Genomic DNA, 16556 nt, shown 5'->3' with positions numbered 1-16556 from the left:
CACCCCTCGCGGGGTTGCTTCTCAGATCAGTCCGCGAACGGGTCGCGCACCAATATGGTGTCGGCCCGTTCCGGGCTGGTTGATACCAACGCTACCGGACAGCGGATCAGCTCCTCGATGCGGCGGATATATTTGATCGCCGCCGCCGGCAGTTCGGCCCAGCTCCGCGCGCCGGCGGTCGATTCCGACCAGCCCGGCACCGTTTCATAGATCGGCTCGACCGCCGCCTGATCCTGCGGATGCGGGGGCAGGTAATCGTACGTCCGGTCGCCCAGCCGATAGCCCGTGCAGATCCTGATCTCGTCGAGCCCGTCGAGGATGTCGAGCTTGGTCAGCGCGATCCCGGTGATGCCGCTGACCGCCGCCGATTGCCGCACCAGCACCGCGTCGAACCACCCGCAGCGCCGCTTGCGTCCGGTGTTGACGCCGAACTCCTTGCCACGCGTGCCGAGATATTCGCCGATCTCGTTATCCTGTTCGGTCGGGAACGGCCCCGACCCGACGCGCGTCGTGTAGGCCTTGACGATCCCCAGCACGAACCCGACCCGGCTCGGGCCTAAACCGGAGCCCGCCGATGCCGTTCCCGCCACCGTATTGGAGGAGGTGACGAACGGATAGGTGCCGTGATCGACGTCGAGCAGCACGCCCTGCGCGCCCTCGAACAGGATGCGCCGTCCGCGCGCCTGCGCTTCGTTGAGCGTCACCCACACCGGCTTGGCGAACGGCAGCACGACGTCGGCGATCTCGCGCAGGTCGGCGAGCAATTTCTCACGGTCGACCGGTGGCTTGCCGAACCCGGCGAGCAGCGCATCGTGGTGCGCGCAGAGGCGATCGATTTGCGGCCCGAGCTCGTCGAGATGCGCCAGGTCGCAAATCCGGATCGCCCGGCGTCCGACCTTGTCCTCATACGCCGGGCCGATCCCGCGGCGGGTGGTGCCGATCTTCTGCCCCGAATTGCCTTCCTCCAGCGCATCCTCGCGCAACGCGTCGAGGTCGCGGTGGAGCGGCAGGATCAGCGGCGCGGTCTCGGCGACATGGAGCACGTCCGGGGTGATCGCGATGCCCTGCTCGGCGATCTTCGCCACTTCGTCGCGGAAGTGCCACGGATCGAACACCACGCCGTTACCGATGACGCTCAACGTGCCGCGCACGACGCCCGACGGCAGCAGCGCGAGCTTGTAGACCTTGCCGTCGATGACGAGCGTGTGCCCGGCATTGTGCCCGCCCTGGAACCGCACGACGACGTCGGCACGCTCCGACAGCCAATCGACGATCTTGCCCTTGCCTTCGTCACCCCATTGGGCGCCGATCACGGCGACGTTTGCCACGTCATGCTCCATTTGCTGCCGGAAAAACGCGAACGCCCTACTGCCCCCGCGCGCTGGGGTCCACCCGATCCTTGACTCCGTCCGGCCGGCGCGGAACGTTGCGTGCCAACATGAGGGGGAACGAATGTCGAAATTTCTCACCGCGTTGATCGCTGTGCTGTTCCTCATGCCGATGCCGGCAATGGCACAAGAGATCGTCGTCACCGGCACGCGTATGCGGAGCAGTGGCGCCGAGGATACGGCGGGGATCGGTATTCGCCGGCGCGCCGATTTCGCGGTCCAGCGGGTGACCGTCTATGGCGACGCGCGCGACAAGGAGGCGCGACGCAAGGAAATCCTCGACACCGTCCGCGCCGCGATTCAGCTCGGCGACAAGCGCGGTATCCAGCTATCCTATGGCGACGCCGTCATCCAACCGCTGACGCTGGCGAACTATGCCGAAAAGCTGACCTTCACCAAGGACGAAGACCGCGACGATGCCGAGCAGGTGACGTTCGTGGTCAAAACCCAGCTCAGCGATGGCAACGCGCTTGCCGCGATCGATCGCCTGACCGCCTTCATCAAGGCGGTGCCGGGGGTTGGACGAGCCGTGATGGCCGCCGATGGTGAGCCGGGCGTCTCGATCGTCGATCCGTCGCAATATCGCCCGCAAATCCTTGCCGCTATCGCTGCAGATGCCAATGCGGCGGCCAAGCTGTTCGGATCGGACTATGCGGTCGAGGCCGATAATCTTGCGACCCCGGTACGATGGGTGCTGGTCAGCCCGACCGAAGTGATGCTGTACATTGGCCACGATCTGAAGATCGTGCCGAAACGTTAGAGCGGGCGGACGCCATCGTCGATCAGCACATGGGTGCAGAGTTGTGCCTCGGGCGTGTCGCCCGCGTCGAGCGCCGCGACGGTGACCCAGCCTTCGCCACGCAACCTGGCCGCGAGCGCCGGGTCGGTTCCCAGCGGCACGAACAGTCGCCGTCGCGCGTCCTCGCCGCCGCCCGCGACGATCGCGTCGGTGTAGAGCGAGAAGCCGATCGCGGCCTCTTCGCTGCCGTCCTCGTGCACGATCGTGTAGCTGCCGCCGCGCCCGATTTCGCCGCGTGCGCCGTCGGCGAACAACGAAAAGCCGAGCCAGGTCTGATATTCGAACCCGTGCCGTTCGGTCGGATCGAGCGTCAGCACGACGCGCCCTCGCACCGCATCCGCGACCTTCCACAATCCGTCGAGCCGGCTGGTCAGCGCACCACCCGCGTCGAACGCGCAGAGTCGGTCATGCGCCGCGTCGAACGGCCCCGCCGCCTCGATCAGCGGGAGGTAGGCGGGCGCGATCGCCGCGACGCCGCCGGCGTCCTTGGCGTCGAGCCGGTCGGCGAGATCGTCGAGCGACGCCTCGCCCAGCGGAAACGGCCCCGCGCTCAGCACCCCGAGCAGGTCGGGCAGGGTGAAATCGACCGAGATGCCGGTGACGCCAGCGGCCTCCAGCGCCTCAACCGCGACGGTCACGATCTCACGCGCCGCTGCCACGGTATCGAGCCCGATCAACTCGCATCCGGCCTGACGCCGTTCGCGTTCGGGCGAGAGTTGCCCGGCGCGCAGCCGTAGTACCGACCCGGCATAGCTCAGCCGCACCGGGCGTGGGTGGTGACCCATCCGCGTCGCCGCGATCCGCCCGACCTGGGCCGTGATGTCCGGCCGGATCGCGAGCGTGCGCTGGCTGACCGGATCGACGAAGCGCACCGCATCCTGCGCGCGCGTCGCCTTGAGCCGGTGCGCGAGCGCCGCCTCAAACTCCGCGAGCGGCGGATCGACGCGCTCGTAACCATGCGCATGCGCCGCCTCCAGCACACGCGCCTCCAACCGCGCCGCCGCATCGGCGACGGGCGGCAATCGGTCGTGGAAACCGGAGGGAAGGAGCGCGTGAGTCACGGCGCGGCTTTACCCTTTCCCGCTCAGAACGACAGCCCCATCACGGTTTTCACGCCCGCAAGCCCGCGCACCTTCGCGATCAGGTCCGGCGTCACCGCTTCGTCGACCGACAGCAGCAGCACCGCCTCGCCGCCCGCATCGCGGCGGCCGAGGTGGAAGGTGCCGATATTGACCCCCTCGGTCCCCAGCAGCGTGCCGAGCCGGCCGATGAACCCTGGCGCGTCCTCGTTGACGACGTAGAGCATGTGTCCTGCCAGATCGGCCTCGACCTTGATCCCGAACAGTTCGACCAGCCGTGGCGCCTCGTTGCCGAACAAAGTCCCCGCGACCGAGCGATCGCCGGCATCGGTCTTGACCGTCACGCGCACCAGCGTGTGGTAGTCGCCCTCGCGGTCGTGGCGCACTTCGCGGACGTCGAGGCCGCGTTCCTTCGCCAGGAACGGCGCGTTGACCATGTTCACCGTGTCGGTGTGGACGCGCATCAGCCCGGCCAGCACGGCGCTGGTGATCGGCTTCTGGTTGAGTTCGGCGGCGGCGCCCTCGACCTCGATCGCGATCCCGGACAGCGCGCCGTGCGACAACTGGCCGACCAGCGACCCGAGCTTTTCCGCCAGCGCCATGTACGGCTTCAGCTTCGGGGCTTCCTCGGCGCTCAGGCTGGGAACGTTCAGCGCGTTGGTGACCCCGCCCGACACGAGGTAATCGGCCATCTGTTCGGCGACCTGGATCGCGACGTTGACCTGCGCTTCCGACGTGGACGCGCCGAGGTGCGGGGTCGAGACGAAGTTGGCCGTGCCGAACAGCGGCGATTCGGTCGCCGGCTCGGTCACGAACACGTCGAGCGCCGCGCCCGCGACATGCCCGCTGTCGAGCAATTCCTTCAGCGCCGCCTCGTCGATCAGCCCGCCGCGCGCACAATTGATGATCCGCACGCCTGCCTTGGTGCGGAGCAGATTGTCGCGGCTCAGGATGTTGCGCGTCTGGTCGGTCAGCGGCGTGTGGAGCGTGATGAAGTCGGCGCGCGCGAGCAACGTGTCGAGATCGACCTTCTCCACCCCCATCTCGATCGCGCGCTCGGGCGTCAGGAACGGATCGAACGCGATCACCTTCATGCGGAGACCCCGTGCGCGGTCGGCGACGATCGAGCCGATATTGCCCGCGCCGATGAGCCCGAGCGTCTTCGAGGTCAATTCGACCCCCATGAAGCGGTTCTTCTCCCACTTGCCGGCCTGGGTCGAGGCATCGGCCTCGGGCAGCTGGCGGGCGAGCGCGAACATCAGCGCGATGGCGTGTTCGGCGGTCGTGATCGAATTGCCGAACGGCGTGTTCATGACCACCACGCCCTTGGCGCTCGCCGACGGGATGTCGACGTTATCGACGCCGATCCCGGCCCGGCCGACGACCTTCAAATTGGTCGCGGCGTCGAGGATCGCCTTGGTCACCTTCGTGGACGAGCGGATCGCGAGCCCGTCATACTGGCCGATCATCGCGGCGAGTTCGTCGGGCGTCTTGCCGGTGATCTCGTCCACCTCGACCCCGCGCTCGCGGAAGATCTGCGCGGCCTTGGGGTCCATTTTGTCGCTGATGAGTACTTTTGGCATGAAGTTTTCTTTCCTGAAAACGTCATCCTGACGAAAGTCAGGATCTCAGGCGGCAAGCGCTCGCTCGCGGCACGAGATCCCAGCTTTCGCTGGGATGACGGGATTAGTTGGCGGCTTTCGCCTGCGAATAGGCCCAGTCGAGCCACGGCCCCAGCGCGACGATATCGGCAGCGTCGACCGTCGCGCCGCACCAGATGCGCAGCCCGGGCGGGGCGTCGCGATAGCCGGCGACGTCGAGTGCCGCGCCCTCCTTTTCGAGCAGGCCGGCGAAGTTCTTTATGAACGCTTCGTCCGCGCCGGCGACGGTCAGGCACACGCTGGTCTTCGACCGGCTCGCCTCGTCGGTCGCAAGATGGCCGAGCCAGTCGCGCGCCGCGACGATCTCGTCGAGCGCCGCTGCATTGGCGTCGCTCCGCGCGATCAGCCCGCCGTTGCCCAGCGACTTCGCCCATTCGAGGCTGAAGATCGCATCCTCGACCGCCAGCATCGACGGCGTGTTGATCGTCTCGCCCTTGAACACGCCCTCGGTCAATGCGCCCTTCGACACCAGACGGAAGACCTTGGGCAACGGCCAGGCCGGCGTGTAGCTTTCGAGCCGCTCGACCGCGCGCGGCCCCAGGATCAGGACGCCGTGCGCGCCTTCGCCGCCCAGCACCTTCTGCCAGGAGAAGGTGGCGACATCGATCTTGTCCCACGGCAGTTCGTAGGCGAACACCGCCGAGGTCGCGTCGGCGAAGCTCAGCCCCTCGCGGTCAGCCGGAATCCAGTCGCCGTTGGGCACGCGCACGCCGCTGGTCGTACCGTTCCAGGTGAACAGGACATCGTCGGACCAGTCGACTTGCGCCAGATCGGGCAGTTGGCCGTAATCGGCGCGAATGACGGTCGGGTCGATCTTGAGCTGCTTGACCGCGTCGGTCACCCAGCCTTCGCCGAAGCTCTCCCAGGCCAAGGTGGTCACGCCCCGCGCGCCGAGCATCGTCCACATCGCCATCTCGAACGCGCCCGTGTCGGAACCGGGGACGATGCCGATGCGATGCGTGTCGGGCAGGCCGAGCAGCTCGCGCATCAGATCGATGGCGTATTGCAGGCGTTGCTTGCCGATCTTCGAGCGGTGCGACCGGCCGAGACTGTCGGTAGCAAGTTTGGCCGCATCCCAGCCCGGGGGCTTGGCGCAAGGGCCACTGGAAAAATAGGGGCGAGCCGGCTTGGTGGCGGGCTTGGCAGTGGACGCAGTTGTGGCGTCGGTAACGGAAGAATCAGTCATGTCAGTCTCTCCTTGCAGAGAGCACGCGCGGCGTTGGGACCGCGTGGCCCGTCGGCCGCCCTAAAGATATTGTGCGGTGCGTCAAGCGGCGATGCTGGACGGCAAAGAGTCGGTGCGGCATCGTCGTCCGATCATGAAACGGCTCGCTCCCCTGCTCGGTCTGTTGCTCGCCGGCTGCGCGTTCGGTGGGCGGGAAAGCGTGCCGCCGACGCGGCCCAGTGGCGCGCCGCCCGTCACTCTGAACCTGCCGACCAGCCGCGAGACCCAGGCGTGCTACGCCGACCTGTCGCGCGAGGGCGTGCGCTATTCGCCGCTGCCCGACCGGGACTATGGCGGCGGGTGCCAGGTGATCGGCGCGGTGCAGTTGCTCGACATCGGCGTGCCGGTGACGGGCATCAAGGCGATGCGCTGTGGGCTCGCCGAGCAATTCATCGGCTGGACGCGCAACGCCGTCGCGCCCGCCGCCTTCCAGATGCTCGGCAGCCAGCTCGTACGGGTCGAGACGATGGGGACCTATGCCTGCCGCAACACCGTCGGCACCGCGGTCGAGCGGCTGTCGGGCCACGCGCTGGCGAACGCGGTCGACGTTTCCGCGTTCATCCTCGCCGACGGGCGGCGGATTTCGGTGAAGGACAGCTGGCGGTCGGACGATGCGGACGTCCAGCGCTTCTGGAAGACGATCCACGCCTCGGCCTGCAAACGCTTCGGTACGGTGCTGAGCCCCGATTACAACGCGGCGCACTACGATCACCTGCACCTTGAGGACGATCGTAAGAATTTTTGCCGTTAGTGCTCCTGCGAAAACAGGAGCCCAGGGTCACAAGCGACGCCGCTGTTGGCTCTAGGCTCCTGCTTTCGCAGGAGCACGCACCCCTTCAAAGCGTCACAACTTTGCTCTAGGAGCATGGGATGACCGATACCCGCATCCCATCGCGCGTCTTCCCGCAGGCCAAGGAAGAAGCTGATCGCGCCAAGCAAGGCGTCTCCACTCCGCAGACCGAGAACCCGGCCTATCGGCTGGCGTTCCAGGACATGGACTTCCTGTTGCGTGAGGATCTGCGTCCTGTCCGCTTCCAGCTCGAGCTGCTCAAGCCTGAACTGATCCTCGACGAAGCGGGCATCGCCTCGACCTTCGTGATGTACGGGTCGGCGCGCATCCCGGAGCCGGAAAAGGCCAAGGCGCTGCTCGCCGCCGCCAAGGACGACGCGGCGCGCAAGATCGCCGAGCGGTTGGTCGCGAAGTCGAAATATTACGACGTCGCGCGCGAACTCGCGCAAATCGCCTCACGGTATCCGGTCGATGATGAAGGCAAGCGTCACTTTGTCGTGTGTTCGGGCGGCGGGCCGTCGATCATGGAGGCGGCCAATCGCGGCGCGGCCGATGTCGGCGCCGAATCGATCGGGCTCAACATCCTGTTGCCGCACGAACAGGCGCCCAATCCGTACGTCACGCCGGGGCTGAGCCTGCAATTCCACTATTTCGCGCTCCGCAAGATGCACTTCCTGCTCCATGCCCGCGCGCTCGCGGCGTTTCCGGGCGGGTTCGGGACGTTCGACGAATTCTTCGAGCTGCTGACGCTGATCCAGACCGGCAAGATCCAGCCGATCCCGGTGCTGCTCTACGGCCGCGAATTCTGGGAGCGCGTGGTCAATTTCGAGGCCTTGGTCGAAGAAGGCGTGGTGTCCGCGAAGGACCTCAGCATCTTCACCTATTGCGAGACCGCCGAAGAAGGCTGGCGCCACGTCGAGGAATTCTATCGCGGCCGCACGTTCGACCAGGGCAAGTCGGAAGCCGAAGCGCATTCGGCCGAGCAAGTCGCCGCCCACGCCCCGACCGCGCGGGAGTAGACCGTCGGTGCTCCTGCGAAAGCAGGAGCCTAGGGCCAAGAGCGATACAGCTTGTGATCCTGGACCCCTGCTTTCGCAGGGGTACGGGCAGCTAGAACAACGTTTCGTATAAATCTCGCCACTGCGGGTTATCGCGTTCGATCAGTTCGATCTTCCACGCACGTTTCCACCGCTTGATCTGAAGCTCGCGAAGGCGGGCTTCCTGAAGATCGTAGTGTGCTTCGTACCAGACGAGCAAGGAACAACCGTGCTCCTTGGTGAACCCTTCGACCAAGCTATTGCGGTGCTGATAGGTGCGTGCCGGCAAGTCGCTGGTGACCCCGGTATAGATCGTCCCGTTGCGCTTGCTCGCCATCATGTACACGCAGCCGGCCTTCATCCCGTGTTCCTGCGAAAGCAGGAACCCAGGGTCAAGCAACCTAGCGTTCGCGATATCACCCTAGACTCCTGCTTTCGCAGGAGCACGGGAAAGGCTTACTTCGCCGGGGCGCGCTTGGCGGCGTTTTCGTCCTTCGACGGGGCGCCGGCGGCGGCCGCGGGGTTTTCCGCGGTCGTGTTGCCGCCGGCGGCCGGGGCGACCGTGTTGCCCGCGGCAGGAGCGGCCGCGTTGCCCGGGGCGGCGTCCTTGCCCGCGGGGGCGGCGGCCGGGGGGCGGGGGCAGCGGCTTGTTCGAGCCCTGTTGGTTCAGATAGAGGATCACGTCGGCGCGATCCTTCGGGTTGGACAGGCCCGCGAAGGTCATCTTGGTACCCGGCGCGAACTTGCGCGGGCTGGTCAGCCAGGCGTTGAGCTCGTCGAAGCCCCACGATCCGCCCTTGGCCTTCAGCGCGTCGGAGAAGGCGAACCCGCCCTTGCCCGTCGCGACCGCTTCGCCGACCGTCGCGTACAGGTTCGGGCCGATGCCGTTGGCGCCGCCCGAATTGATCGTGTGGCACGCCGCGCACTTCTTGAAGACTTCGGCGCCCTTGGCGGCGTCGGCGGTCGGGAGCAGGCTCGCGATCGGCACTTCGGCCGCCGCGCCGCTGTCGCCGCCCTCGGCCACGCCCTCGACCGGGAAGCCTTCCTTCTTCGGCTCGCCGCTTTCGTAGATCATCCCGCCCACGATCGTCAGCCCCAGCGCGGCGAAGCATCCGGCCAGCACCCAGCCCGCGATCGTGTTGGTATTGTCGTTCATGGTTTCGGCGAGGCCCCTGATTTGATTGCAGACCCTTTAGTAACGCGAAACGCGACGGGCAAGCGCGGGTTGAAGCTGGTGAAACGCGTGGCTAAGCGCGGCGCTCCATGGAGAACTTCGCCGCCCCCGCCCGCCCGATCGTCGCCGCGATGACCGAAGCCGCCGCCGCCGCGCCGGAACGCGCGGTCGCGTTTCAGGGCGCGCCGGGCGCGAACAGCCATGTCGCGGCGCAGGAAGCGTTCCCCGACGGCCTGCCGCTGCCGTGCTTTTCGTTCGAGGATGCGATCGACGCGGTGAAGCAGGGCCAGGCCGATTGCGCTGTGATCCCGATCGAGAATTCGCTCCACGGCCGCGTCGCCGACATGCATTTCCTGCTGCCCGAATCGGGGCTGGTCATCACCGGCGAGCATTTCCTGCCGATCCGCTACGCGCTGATGGGATTGGGACCGATCGAGGGCGTCAAGGAGGCGATGAGCCACCCCCAGGCGCTCGGCCAGTGCCGTCACTGGCTGAAGGCGCACGGGATCAATCCGATCGCCTATCCCGACACCGCGGGCGCTGCGGCACTGGTTGCGGAGTTGAACGACCCGAAAGTCGCCGCGCTCGCCCCGCCGCCGGCCGCCGCGATCTACAATCTCGACACGTTGGCGAGCGATATCGCCGATGCCGAGCACAATACCACGCGCTTCGTGACGCTCGCGCGGGGTAGCCAGCCGCTGACCGGCGACGGCCCGTTCATGACGACGATCATCTTCGAGGTGAAGAACGTCCCCGCCGCGCTGTACAAGGCGATGGGCGGCTTCGCGACCAACGGCGTCAACATGACCAAGCTGGAAAGCTATCAAAAGGGCGGCAGCTTCGCCGCGACCGACTTCTATGCGGATGTCGAGGGACGCCCCGGCGACGACAATCTCGATCGCGCGCTGGAGGAATTGGGCTTCCATTCCAAATGGTTACGGGTGTTGGGCAGCTATCCGCAGGCGCGGAAACGGGGATAGGTGTTTCCTACAGATCGGCGGCTATGGCATGATGCCCGCATGATCCCGGTCATGTCGCCGTCCAGCCGTGGTGTCTCGCTTCTGCGCACCGTTCCCACCGCTCGGCGAACCACCGCGCTAGTGTCAACTTGGTGTCAACTTAGCGGCGTTCGGTGATCCTATGACCCCCCGCATCCTCATCATCGCCGGCTCTGATTCGGGCGGCGGCGCGGGCATCCAGGCCGATATCAAGACGGTGACGATGCTCGGCGGCCACGCAATGACCGCGATCACCGCGATCACCGCGCAGAACACGCTGGGGGTGCAGCGCGTATTCCCGTTGCCCAGCGATCTGGTCGCGGATCAGTTTTTTTCTGTGGTCAACGACATCGGTGTCGACGCGATCAAGATCGGCATGCTCGGCCGGCCCGAGCTCGTCGAGATGGTTTGGGATTTGCTGATCGGACTGCCGAACGGACTTCCGATTGTATTTGATCCAGTGATGGTTGCTACGAGTGGTGACGCCCTGAATGAGCAAGGGACGGCGGCCGCGATGCATCGTCTGCTCGACCTTGCAACGATAGCGACGCCCAATCTCTCCGAGTTGGATGCACTTGGCGGAGAGACGGTTATTCTGGAGCATGGCTGTGCGCTGCTTGTGAAAGGCGGACACGGCGACAGCGACCTTATCACCGATCGCTTGGTCGAACTCGACGGCACCGAAACGCGCTGGGAATCCCACCGGATCGACACGACCAGCACGCACGGCACCGGCTGCACGCTCGCATCGGCGATCGCGACGAACCTCGCGTACGGCAAGCCGCTCAAGGCCGCCGTGGCGCGCGCTCGCCAGTTCGTCCGGCTGGCGCTTCACGATGCGCCTGGCCTTGGCGGTGGACACGGGCCGATGGGGCATCAATCGGTAAGGCTCGACCTTGGGCCCGGCGTGCGGCTCAACCAGGTGACGGTGCCGACCGACGATTATGCCGCGTCGTGTGCCTTCTACGCCGCGCTCGGGTTCAGGCAGATCGTCGGCACCGACGACGCGCACTATGCCCGGTTCGAAGCGGCGGGCGGCGCGACGCTGTCGGTCGAAAGCGGCGCACGGCCGACCGTCTATGTCGAGTGCGAGAACCTTGATGCCGAGGTCGCGCGACTTGAGAAAGCGGGGGTGACGTTCGACCAACTCCCGACCGATCAATCCTGGCTGTGGCGCGAGGCGCGGCTGACCGATCCGTCGGGCAATGCGGTGTGCCTGTATCAGGCCGGCGAGAACCGGCGCTATCCGCCGTGGCGGCTCGATTGATGCCGGGGCTCAAGCACGAACGCCTCTGCCTCGCGCCCGTCGTCGGCGTCGATGAGGCCGGGCGCGGGCCGCTCGCCGGGCCGGTGGTCGCCGCCGCCGTGATCCTCCCAGCCAAGGGCATCCCGCGCGGGATCAACGATTCGAAAGCGCTCCCCGCTGTCGAGCGCGCGCGGCTGCACGACCGGCTGCGTGACTGCGCCCTCGTCGGGATCGGCATCGTCGAGGCGCCGGAGATCGACAGCCTCAACATCTATTGGGCGACGATGAAAGCGATGACCCTGGCGGTAGAGGCGCTGGGTTGCGACCCCGGCCATGTGCTGGTCGACGGCAACCGCTTGCCGCGCTGGTCCTACGCCGCGACCGCGATCGTCAAGGGCGACGCGATCAGCCTGTCGATCGCCGCCGCGTCGATCGTCGCCAAGCACACGCGCGACACGATCATGATCGCGCACGCCGAATCATATCCGCACTACGGCTGGCACGCGAACAAGGGCTATGGCGCGCCCGATCACCTGCGCGCGTTGCGCGAATTCGGCCCGACCCCGCTCCATCGCCGCAGCTTCGCGCCGGTCGCGCAGACGGTTCTCCCGCTCTGAGTCTTTTGCGCCACACACCACTAATTGCGCCTGTGGATAAGTCGCGACTCAACATCTGGCCGACGTCGCGAAACGTTCCGCTTTCTTAACGATTTGGTTACCTTCCTCGTTAACTAAACTTTGCTTGACCGGAGTCCGCGCGCCCGGTTTTCGTGCGCGAGCAATCGGGGAAGGGGTAATCGATGGGGGTCATCGAGAAGGTCAAGCGCGCGCTGGCGACGGTCGACGGCATTCTGCCGCTCGACCAGATCCTGATGGGCGACTGCATCGAAACGATGCGCGGCCTGCCGGCGAAGTCGGTCGACCTGATCTTCGCCGATCCGCCCTATAACCTGCAACTCGGCGGCGACCTGTCGCGGCCGGACGGCAGCCACGTCGATGCTGTCACCGACGATTGGGACAAGTTCGATTCGCTGGGCGCCTATGACCGCTTCACCCGCGAATGGCTCACCGAGGCGCGGCGCATCCTGAAGGACAATGGCGCGATCTGGGTGATCGGCAGCTATCACAACATCTTCAAGGTCGGGTCGGCGATCCAGGATCTGGGCTATTGGATCCTCAACGATATCGTCTGGCGGAAAGCCAATCCGATGCCCAATTTCAAGGGCACGCGCTTCACCAATGCGCACGAGACGCTGATCTGGGCGTCGACCGGCGAAAAGGCGCGCTACACCTTCAACTATCGCAGCATGAAGACGCTGAACGACGAGCTCCAGATGCGCAGCGACTGGGAATTCCCGATCTGCGGCGGGCAGGAGCGGTTGAAGAAGGGCGGGGTCAAGGTCCACCCGACGCAGAAGCCCGAGGCGTTGATCTATCGCATCCTGCTGGCCTGCACGAAGCCGGGCGACGTGGTGCTCGACCCGTTCTTCGGCACCGGCACGACGGGCGCGGTCGCGAAGCGGCTTGGCCGGCGCTGGATCGGGATCGAGCGCGAGCCGGTCTATATCGAGGCGGCGGAAGAGCGGATCGCCGCAGCACTACCGCTCGACGAATCGGCGCTGACCACGATGCAAAGCCCGAAGGCGGCGCCGCGCGTCGCGTTCGGCGCGCTGGTCGAAAACGGCATGCTGGTGCCGGGCAGCATGCTGACCGACGCCAAGCGTCGCTGGTCGGCGATCGTCGGCGCGGACGGCTCGCTCAAGTCGAGCTGCGGCCAGGCCGGGTCGATCCACAAGCTCGGCTCGCTGCTGCAGAACGCGCCGGCGTGCAACGGCTGGACCTTCTGGCACTACGAAGCCGCCGACGGCCTGAAGCCGATCGACGCGCTCCGCCAGACCTACCTGCTCGCGACGCAAATCTAGCGCGTCATCTCGCAGATCCAGTTGACCTCCCAGGTCTTGCCGCCGTCGTCGGAGAAGGACTGTTCCATCCGGGCGGCCTTGGGCGAGATGTCGAGCCAGACGAAGCGGACCAAGATCATGCGGCCCTTCCACGGCTCCATGTCGTAGAACTCGCCGCGCTTGCCGTCGAACGACCCGATCGTGGCGGGCATCGGTAGCTGCCCGGCGTCGAGGTCCATGCCGTAGATCGCCCATTGCCGCGACTTGGGGTTGTACATCCGGATCGTCTGCGCCTTGATCCGCCCGGCGGGGCCGCTGACGTCGAAATCCTCGAAATTGGCGCTGGTATCGAGCAGCTTCCTGTGGCTCGCGCGGCCGTCATATTCTACCCATTGCGTCGATCCGACCAGCCGATCGGGCAGGCGCTTCAGATGCACCTTCCACTCGCCGATGATGAAATCGAAATCGTGCGAGCCGTCGCGTGCGGCCGCGGCGGGAACGTCGGGGGCCGGGGCGGCGCTCGCCTGTACGGACGCGGCGGCGAGGCCGAGGAGGATAGCCAAGCGGAGCATGTCGGAGCCTTTCGGTTGAATGTCGCCGCCTAGGTGCCGGGCCGCCGCGCAACGGACTAGGCGAATATGGCCGCGTCAGGCTAAGCTCTATTTGTGCTCGACCCGCTTCCTCCCCTCGCTTCGATCCGCGCGTTCGAGGCCGCCGCCCGGCTCGGCAGCTTCGCCGCGGCCGCGCGCGAGCTCGGTATGTCGGGCGCGGCGGTCAGCTATCACGTCCGCCGGCTAGAGCGCGCGATTGGCGTCCGCCTGTTCGAGCGGCACGCGCGCACCGTCGCGCTGACCGCGCCGGGCGAGACGGTCGCGGCCGAGGCGATGCGGACCTTCGCGGCGTTGCGCGCCAGCTTCGCACGCGCCGCCGATATGGATGCGGCGCGGCTGACGGTCAGCGTGCTGCCGACCTTTGCGACCAGTTGGCTGGTGCCGCGGCTCGGCGGGCTTAGCGCGGTGCAACCCTGGCTACACGTTGAGATCGACGTCGCGGACGAGCCGCGCGAGCTCGGCGCGGGACGATTCGACGTCGCGATCCGCAACGGCCATGGCGACTGGCCGGGTCTGGAGAGCCACGAACTGTTCCCGGCGTTGTTCGTGCCGCTCTGTGCGCCCGATCGGTTGCAGGAAGCGCAGGCGCTGGCCGATCCCGCCGCGCCGTTGCCCCGGTTGCTCGGCCGCCGCGACTGGTGGACGACATGGTTGGCGGCGGGCGGCCGGTCCGCGCCCGGCGACGCGGCGTTCGGGACGACATTGGCAACCGAGCATCTCGACATCGCCGCCGCGATCGCCGGACAGGGTATCGCAATCGGCTCGCCCATCCTGTTCGCCGACGATATCGCGGCGGCCCGGCTGGTCGTGCCGCACCCACGGATTGGCCGCGACGGCCGCACGTTCTGGCTGACCTATCCGCGCGTCAACGCCCGCGTGCCCAAGATCGAAGCCTTCCGCGACTGGATCCTGAGCGAAGCAGCCAAGAGCCGTGCCGCTTGTCCCGGCCTCGCCGACATCGCATGAGGGCGCCGTGACGACCAAACTCTACCTCCGCCCCGCCCAGTTCGCCGATACGCCGATCGATCGCGATGGCGAGGTCGCGCGGATCGCAGGCGGGATGCAGTGGTTCGCGGCGTACGAGGTGACCGACGGCGGCACGAGGCGGACCATCCCGATCGCCGAGTTCGAGCGGACATTGGGCGCCAATGACGAGCGCGCCGCGAAGCTCCACGCCGCGATCACCGCGCCGCGGCCGCCGCTGATACTGGGCGAGCGCACCTTGCGGTTCGACCAGCCGCAAGTGGCAGGCATCCTCAACGTTACGCCGGACAGCTTTTCGGGCGAGGCGCCGGCCGATCCGGTCGCGGCCGGGGTCGCGATGGCGGCGGCGGGGGCGGCGCTGATCGACGTCGGCGGCGAATCGACGCGGCCTGGTGCGGCGATCGTGTGGGAAGGCGACGAAGTCGCGCGGACCGAACCCGTCGTGCGCGGGCTCGCGACCGCCGGCACCTTGGTATCGATCGACACGCGCAAGGCGGCGGTGATGGAATCGGCGCTCGCGGCGGGCGCCGCGATCGTCAACGACGTCGCGGCGTTGCTGTGGGACGACCGCGCGCTGGAGGTCGTGGCGAAGGCGGGATGCCCGGTCGTGCTGATGCACTCGCCCGACCCGGCCAAGGGACCACACGATGGCGGTACCTACGCCAACGTGCTGACCGATGTGTTCGATTGGCTCGAGGCGCGGATCGCGGCGGCGGTCGCGGGCGGGGTCGATCGCGCCAGGATCATCGTCGATCCCGGCATCGGCTTCGGCAAGTCGCTCCAGGAGAATTTATCGCTGCTCAACGGCCTCGCGATGTTCCACGGGCTCGGCTGCCCGGTGATGCTCGGCGCGAGCCGCAAGCGGATGATTGGCGCGCTGTCGAACGAAGCGCCCGCCGATCAACGGCTCGGCGGCTCGCTGGCACTGGCGCTGAAGGGCGCCGAGGCCGGCGTGCAAGTGCTCCGCGTCCACGATGTCGTGGAAACCGTGCAGGCGCTCAAGGTTTGGCGGGGTTTACGCGACCAGGCGCTGGTCGGGCGCTGAACCGCGCACATCGGCCGAACGCATATCGTGCAATATTACGGCGCGTATTGTATGCAGCCGTGAAACGGCACGGGAGGCGATCATGGTCCGGATATTGGCGACGCTGGTGGTTGGCTTGGCGCCGTGCTGGGCTAACGGATTGGCGGCGCAGACGACGCCCGCAACCCCACCTGCGCCCTGCACGTCTGCCGAGCGGAAGCAGCTCGATTTCTGGGTCGGGAAATGGGATGTCTATCCGACCGGTGGCCAGAAGCTGGTGGCGCACAGCCTGATCGAAAAGCTCTATGACGGTTGCGCTATCCGCGAAAACTGGATGCCGCTCAAGGGAACCGACGGCGGCAGCCTCAGCGCGTACGATCCGAAGACCCGAAAATGGCACCAGACCTGGGTCGATGCGTCGGGCGCTACCGTCAAATTCGACGGCGGCTGGGATGGGTCGAAGATGGTGATCGACGGGATGTGGGCCGATGTGCTCGGCCCGGGCAAGGACGCAATCGTCCGGATGAGCTATTGGCGGCAGGCCGATGGATCGGTCCGTCAGGTGGGCGTCACCACGGTCGATGCGGGCAAGACGTGGCAGCCGAGCTTCGACTTTACCTACAAGCCGGCCGCGTCCTGA

16 protein-coding genes and 1 pseudogene are annotated in these 16556 nt (G+C 66.8%); 10 read left to right on the top strand and 7 right to left on the bottom strand.

All coding sequences use genetic code 11. From position 1 onward, the window contains the following. Window positions 1-26 precede the first annotated feature (26 nt). Complete coding sequence (locus FPZ24_RS15620; RefSeq protein WP_146573533.1) at window positions 27-1328, bottom strand: adenylosuccinate synthase; 1302 nt, start codon at window positions 1326-1328, stop codon at window positions 27-29. Window positions 1329-1452: 124 nt separating this feature from the next. On the opposite strand from FPZ24_RS15620, the gene FPZ24_RS15615 reads away from it, so the two are divergent. Then, on the top strand, window positions 1453-2148 hold the full coding sequence (locus FPZ24_RS15615; protein WP_146573531.1) for a TonB-dependent receptor: 696 nt from the start codon (window positions 1453-1455) through the stop codon (window positions 2146-2148). Here FPZ24_RS15615 and FPZ24_RS15610 read toward each other — a convergent pair. The 3 genes from FPZ24_RS15610 to FPZ24_RS15600 all read right to left on the bottom strand — a co-directional run bounded on the left by FPZ24_RS15610 (window position 2145) and on the right by FPZ24_RS15600 (window position 6113). Next, window positions 2145-3248: an ATP phosphoribosyltransferase regulatory subunit gene (locus tag FPZ24_RS15610; protein ID WP_146573529.1), complete on the bottom strand. Its 1104-nt coding sequence runs from the start codon at window positions 3246-3248 to the stop codon at window positions 2145-2147. The genes FPZ24_RS15615 and FPZ24_RS15610 overlap by 4 nt on opposite strands. Before the next feature lie 23 nt (window positions 3249-3271). Next, window positions 3272-4849 (bottom strand): phosphoglycerate dehydrogenase, encoded by a 1578-nt coding sequence (gene serA / locus FPZ24_RS15605; RefSeq protein ID WP_146573527.1) that lies wholly within the window; start codon window positions 4847-4849, stop codon window positions 3272-3274. A gap of 103 nt (window positions 4850-4952) precedes the next feature. After that, the gene (locus FPZ24_RS15600; protein ID WP_146573525.1) at window positions 4953-6113 is read right to left on the bottom strand and encodes a phosphoserine transaminase; all 1161 of its coding nucleotides are present in this window, start codon (window positions 6111-6113) and stop codon (window positions 4953-4955) included. Window positions 6114-6246: 133 nt separating this feature from the next. On the opposite strand from FPZ24_RS15600, the gene FPZ24_RS15595 reads away from it, so the two are divergent. Beyond that, window positions 6247-6903 carry an extensin family protein gene (locus FPZ24_RS15595; protein WP_186729232.1) on the top strand — a complete coding sequence of 219 codons (657 nt, stop codon included), beginning with the start codon at window positions 6247-6249 and terminating at the stop codon, window positions 6901-6903. A gap of 119 nt (window positions 6904-7022) precedes the next feature. Then, window positions 7023-7961, top strand: a complete 939-nt coding sequence (locus FPZ24_RS15590; protein ID WP_146573522.1) for an LOG family protein — start codon at window positions 7023-7025, stop codon at window positions 7959-7961. Between the two features lie 91 nt (window positions 7962-8052). Here FPZ24_RS15590 and FPZ24_RS15585 read toward each other — a convergent pair whose 3' ends face one another. Together FPZ24_RS15585 and FPZ24_RS15580 are read right to left on the bottom strand one after the other, a co-directional pair. After that, window positions 8053-8316: a GIY-YIG nuclease family protein gene (locus FPZ24_RS15585; protein WP_146574625.1), complete on the bottom strand. Its 264-nt coding sequence runs from the start codon at window positions 8314-8316 to the stop codon at window positions 8053-8055. 119 nt (window positions 8317-8435) lie between these two features. Then, window positions 8436-9135, bottom strand: a pseudogene (locus FPZ24_RS15580) (c-type cytochrome). Between the two features lie 107 nt (window positions 9136-9242). Between FPZ24_RS15580 and FPZ24_RS15575 the strand changes: the two are divergent. The 4 genes from FPZ24_RS15575 to FPZ24_RS15560 all read left to right on the top strand — a co-directional run bounded on the left by FPZ24_RS15575 (window position 9243) and on the right by FPZ24_RS15560 (window position 13318). Further along, window positions 9243-10133, top strand: a complete 891-nt coding sequence (locus FPZ24_RS15575; protein WP_146573520.1) for a prephenate dehydratase — start codon at window positions 9243-9245, stop codon at window positions 10131-10133. Between the two features lie 160 nt (window positions 10134-10293). Then, a complete protein-coding gene (thiD, locus tag FPZ24_RS15570; RefSeq protein WP_146573518.1) occupies window positions 10294-11418 on the top strand; it encodes a bifunctional hydroxymethylpyrimidine kinase/phosphomethylpyrimidine kinase in 1125 nt (374 codons plus the stop codon). Further along, window positions 11418-12014, top strand: coding sequence for a ribonuclease HII (locus FPZ24_RS15565; protein WP_146573516.1), 597 nt, complete (start codon window positions 11418-11420; stop codon window positions 12012-12014). The genes thiD and FPZ24_RS15565 overlap by 1 nt, the downstream gene beginning before the upstream one ends. Before the next feature lie 182 nt (window positions 12015-12196). Further along, complete coding sequence (locus FPZ24_RS15560) at window positions 12197-13318, top strand: site-specific DNA-methyltransferase (RefSeq protein ID WP_146573513.1); 1122 nt, start codon at window positions 12197-12199, stop codon at window positions 13316-13318. Here the strand turns inward: FPZ24_RS15560 and FPZ24_RS15555 are convergent. Then, a complete protein-coding gene (locus tag FPZ24_RS15555) occupies window positions 13315-13869 on the bottom strand; it encodes a hypothetical protein (RefSeq protein ID WP_146573511.1) in 555 nt (184 codons plus the stop codon). The genes FPZ24_RS15560 and FPZ24_RS15555 overlap by 4 nt on opposite strands. Window positions 13870-13962: 93 nt before the next feature. On the opposite strand from FPZ24_RS15555, the gene FPZ24_RS15550 reads away from it, so the two are divergent. The 3 genes from FPZ24_RS15550 to FPZ24_RS15540 all read left to right on the top strand — a co-directional run bounded on the left by FPZ24_RS15550 (window position 13963) and on the right by FPZ24_RS15540 (window position 16556). Continuing rightward, window positions 13963-14874: a LysR substrate-binding domain-containing protein gene (locus FPZ24_RS15550; protein WP_146573509.1), complete on the top strand. Its 912-nt coding sequence runs from the start codon at window positions 13963-13965 to the stop codon at window positions 14872-14874. Between the two features lie 7 nt (window positions 14875-14881). Then, a complete protein-coding gene (gene folP / locus FPZ24_RS15545) occupies window positions 14882-15937 on the top strand; it encodes a dihydropteroate synthase (RefSeq protein WP_240047516.1) in 1056 nt (351 codons plus the stop codon). An 82-nt stretch (window positions 15938-16019) separates the two neighbouring features. After that, a complete protein-coding gene (locus FPZ24_RS15540) occupies window positions 16020-16556 on the top strand; it encodes a hypothetical protein (RefSeq protein WP_146573507.1) in 537 nt (178 codons plus the stop codon).

This window comes from Sphingomonas panacisoli (assembly GCF_007859635.1).
GTDB lineage: Bacteria > Pseudomonadota > Alphaproteobacteria > Sphingomonadales > Sphingomonadaceae > Sphingomonas > Sphingomonas panacisoli.
The sequence above is the reverse complement of the archived record's forward strand: the minus strand, read 5'-3'. Positions and strand labels throughout refer to the sequence as shown.

Excerpts from the sequence above, each read along its gene's own strand:
- FPZ24_RS15615 (WP_146573531.1), top strand. The coding sequence starts at position 1,453 with ATGTCGAAATTTCTCACCGCGTTGATCGCTGTGCTGTTCCTCATGCCG.
- serA (WP_146573527.1), bottom strand. The coding sequence starts at position 4,849 with ATGCCAAAAGTACTCATCAGCGACAAAATGGACCCCAAGGCCGCGCAG.
- FPZ24_RS15600 (WP_146573525.1), bottom strand. The coding sequence starts at position 6,113 with ATGACTGATTCTTCCGTTACCGACGCCACAACTGCGTCCACTGCCAAG.
- FPZ24_RS15595 (WP_186729232.1), top strand. The coding sequence starts at position 6,247 with ATGAAACGGCTCGCTCCCCTGCTCGGTCTGTTGCTCGCCGGCTGCGCG.
- FPZ24_RS15590 (WP_146573522.1), top strand. The coding sequence starts at position 7,023 with ATGACCGATACCCGCATCCCATCGCGCGTCTTCCCGCAGGCCAAGGAA.
- FPZ24_RS15585 (WP_146574625.1), bottom strand. The coding sequence starts at position 8,316 with ATGGCGAGCAAGCGCAACGGGACGATCTATACCGGGGTCACCAGCGAC.
- FPZ24_RS15575 (WP_146573520.1), top strand. The coding sequence starts at position 9,243 with ATGGAGAACTTCGCCGCCCCCGCCCGCCCGATCGTCGCCGCGATGACC.
- thiD (WP_146573518.1), top strand. The coding sequence starts at position 10,294 with ATGACCCCCCGCATCCTCATCATCGCCGGCTCTGATTCGGGCGGCGGC.
- FPZ24_RS15565 (WP_146573516.1), top strand. The coding sequence starts at position 11,418 with ATGCCGGGGCTCAAGCACGAACGCCTCTGCCTCGCGCCCGTCGTCGGC.
- FPZ24_RS15560 (WP_146573513.1), top strand. The coding sequence starts at position 12,197 with ATGGGGGTCATCGAGAAGGTCAAGCGCGCGCTGGCGACGGTCGACGGC.
- FPZ24_RS15555 (WP_146573511.1), bottom strand. The coding sequence starts at position 13,869 with ATGCTCCGCTTGGCTATCCTCCTCGGCCTCGCCGCCGCGTCCGTACAG.
- FPZ24_RS15540 (WP_146573507.1), top strand. The coding sequence starts at position 16,020 with ATGGTCCGGATATTGGCGACGCTGGTGGTTGGCTTGGCGCCGTGCTGG.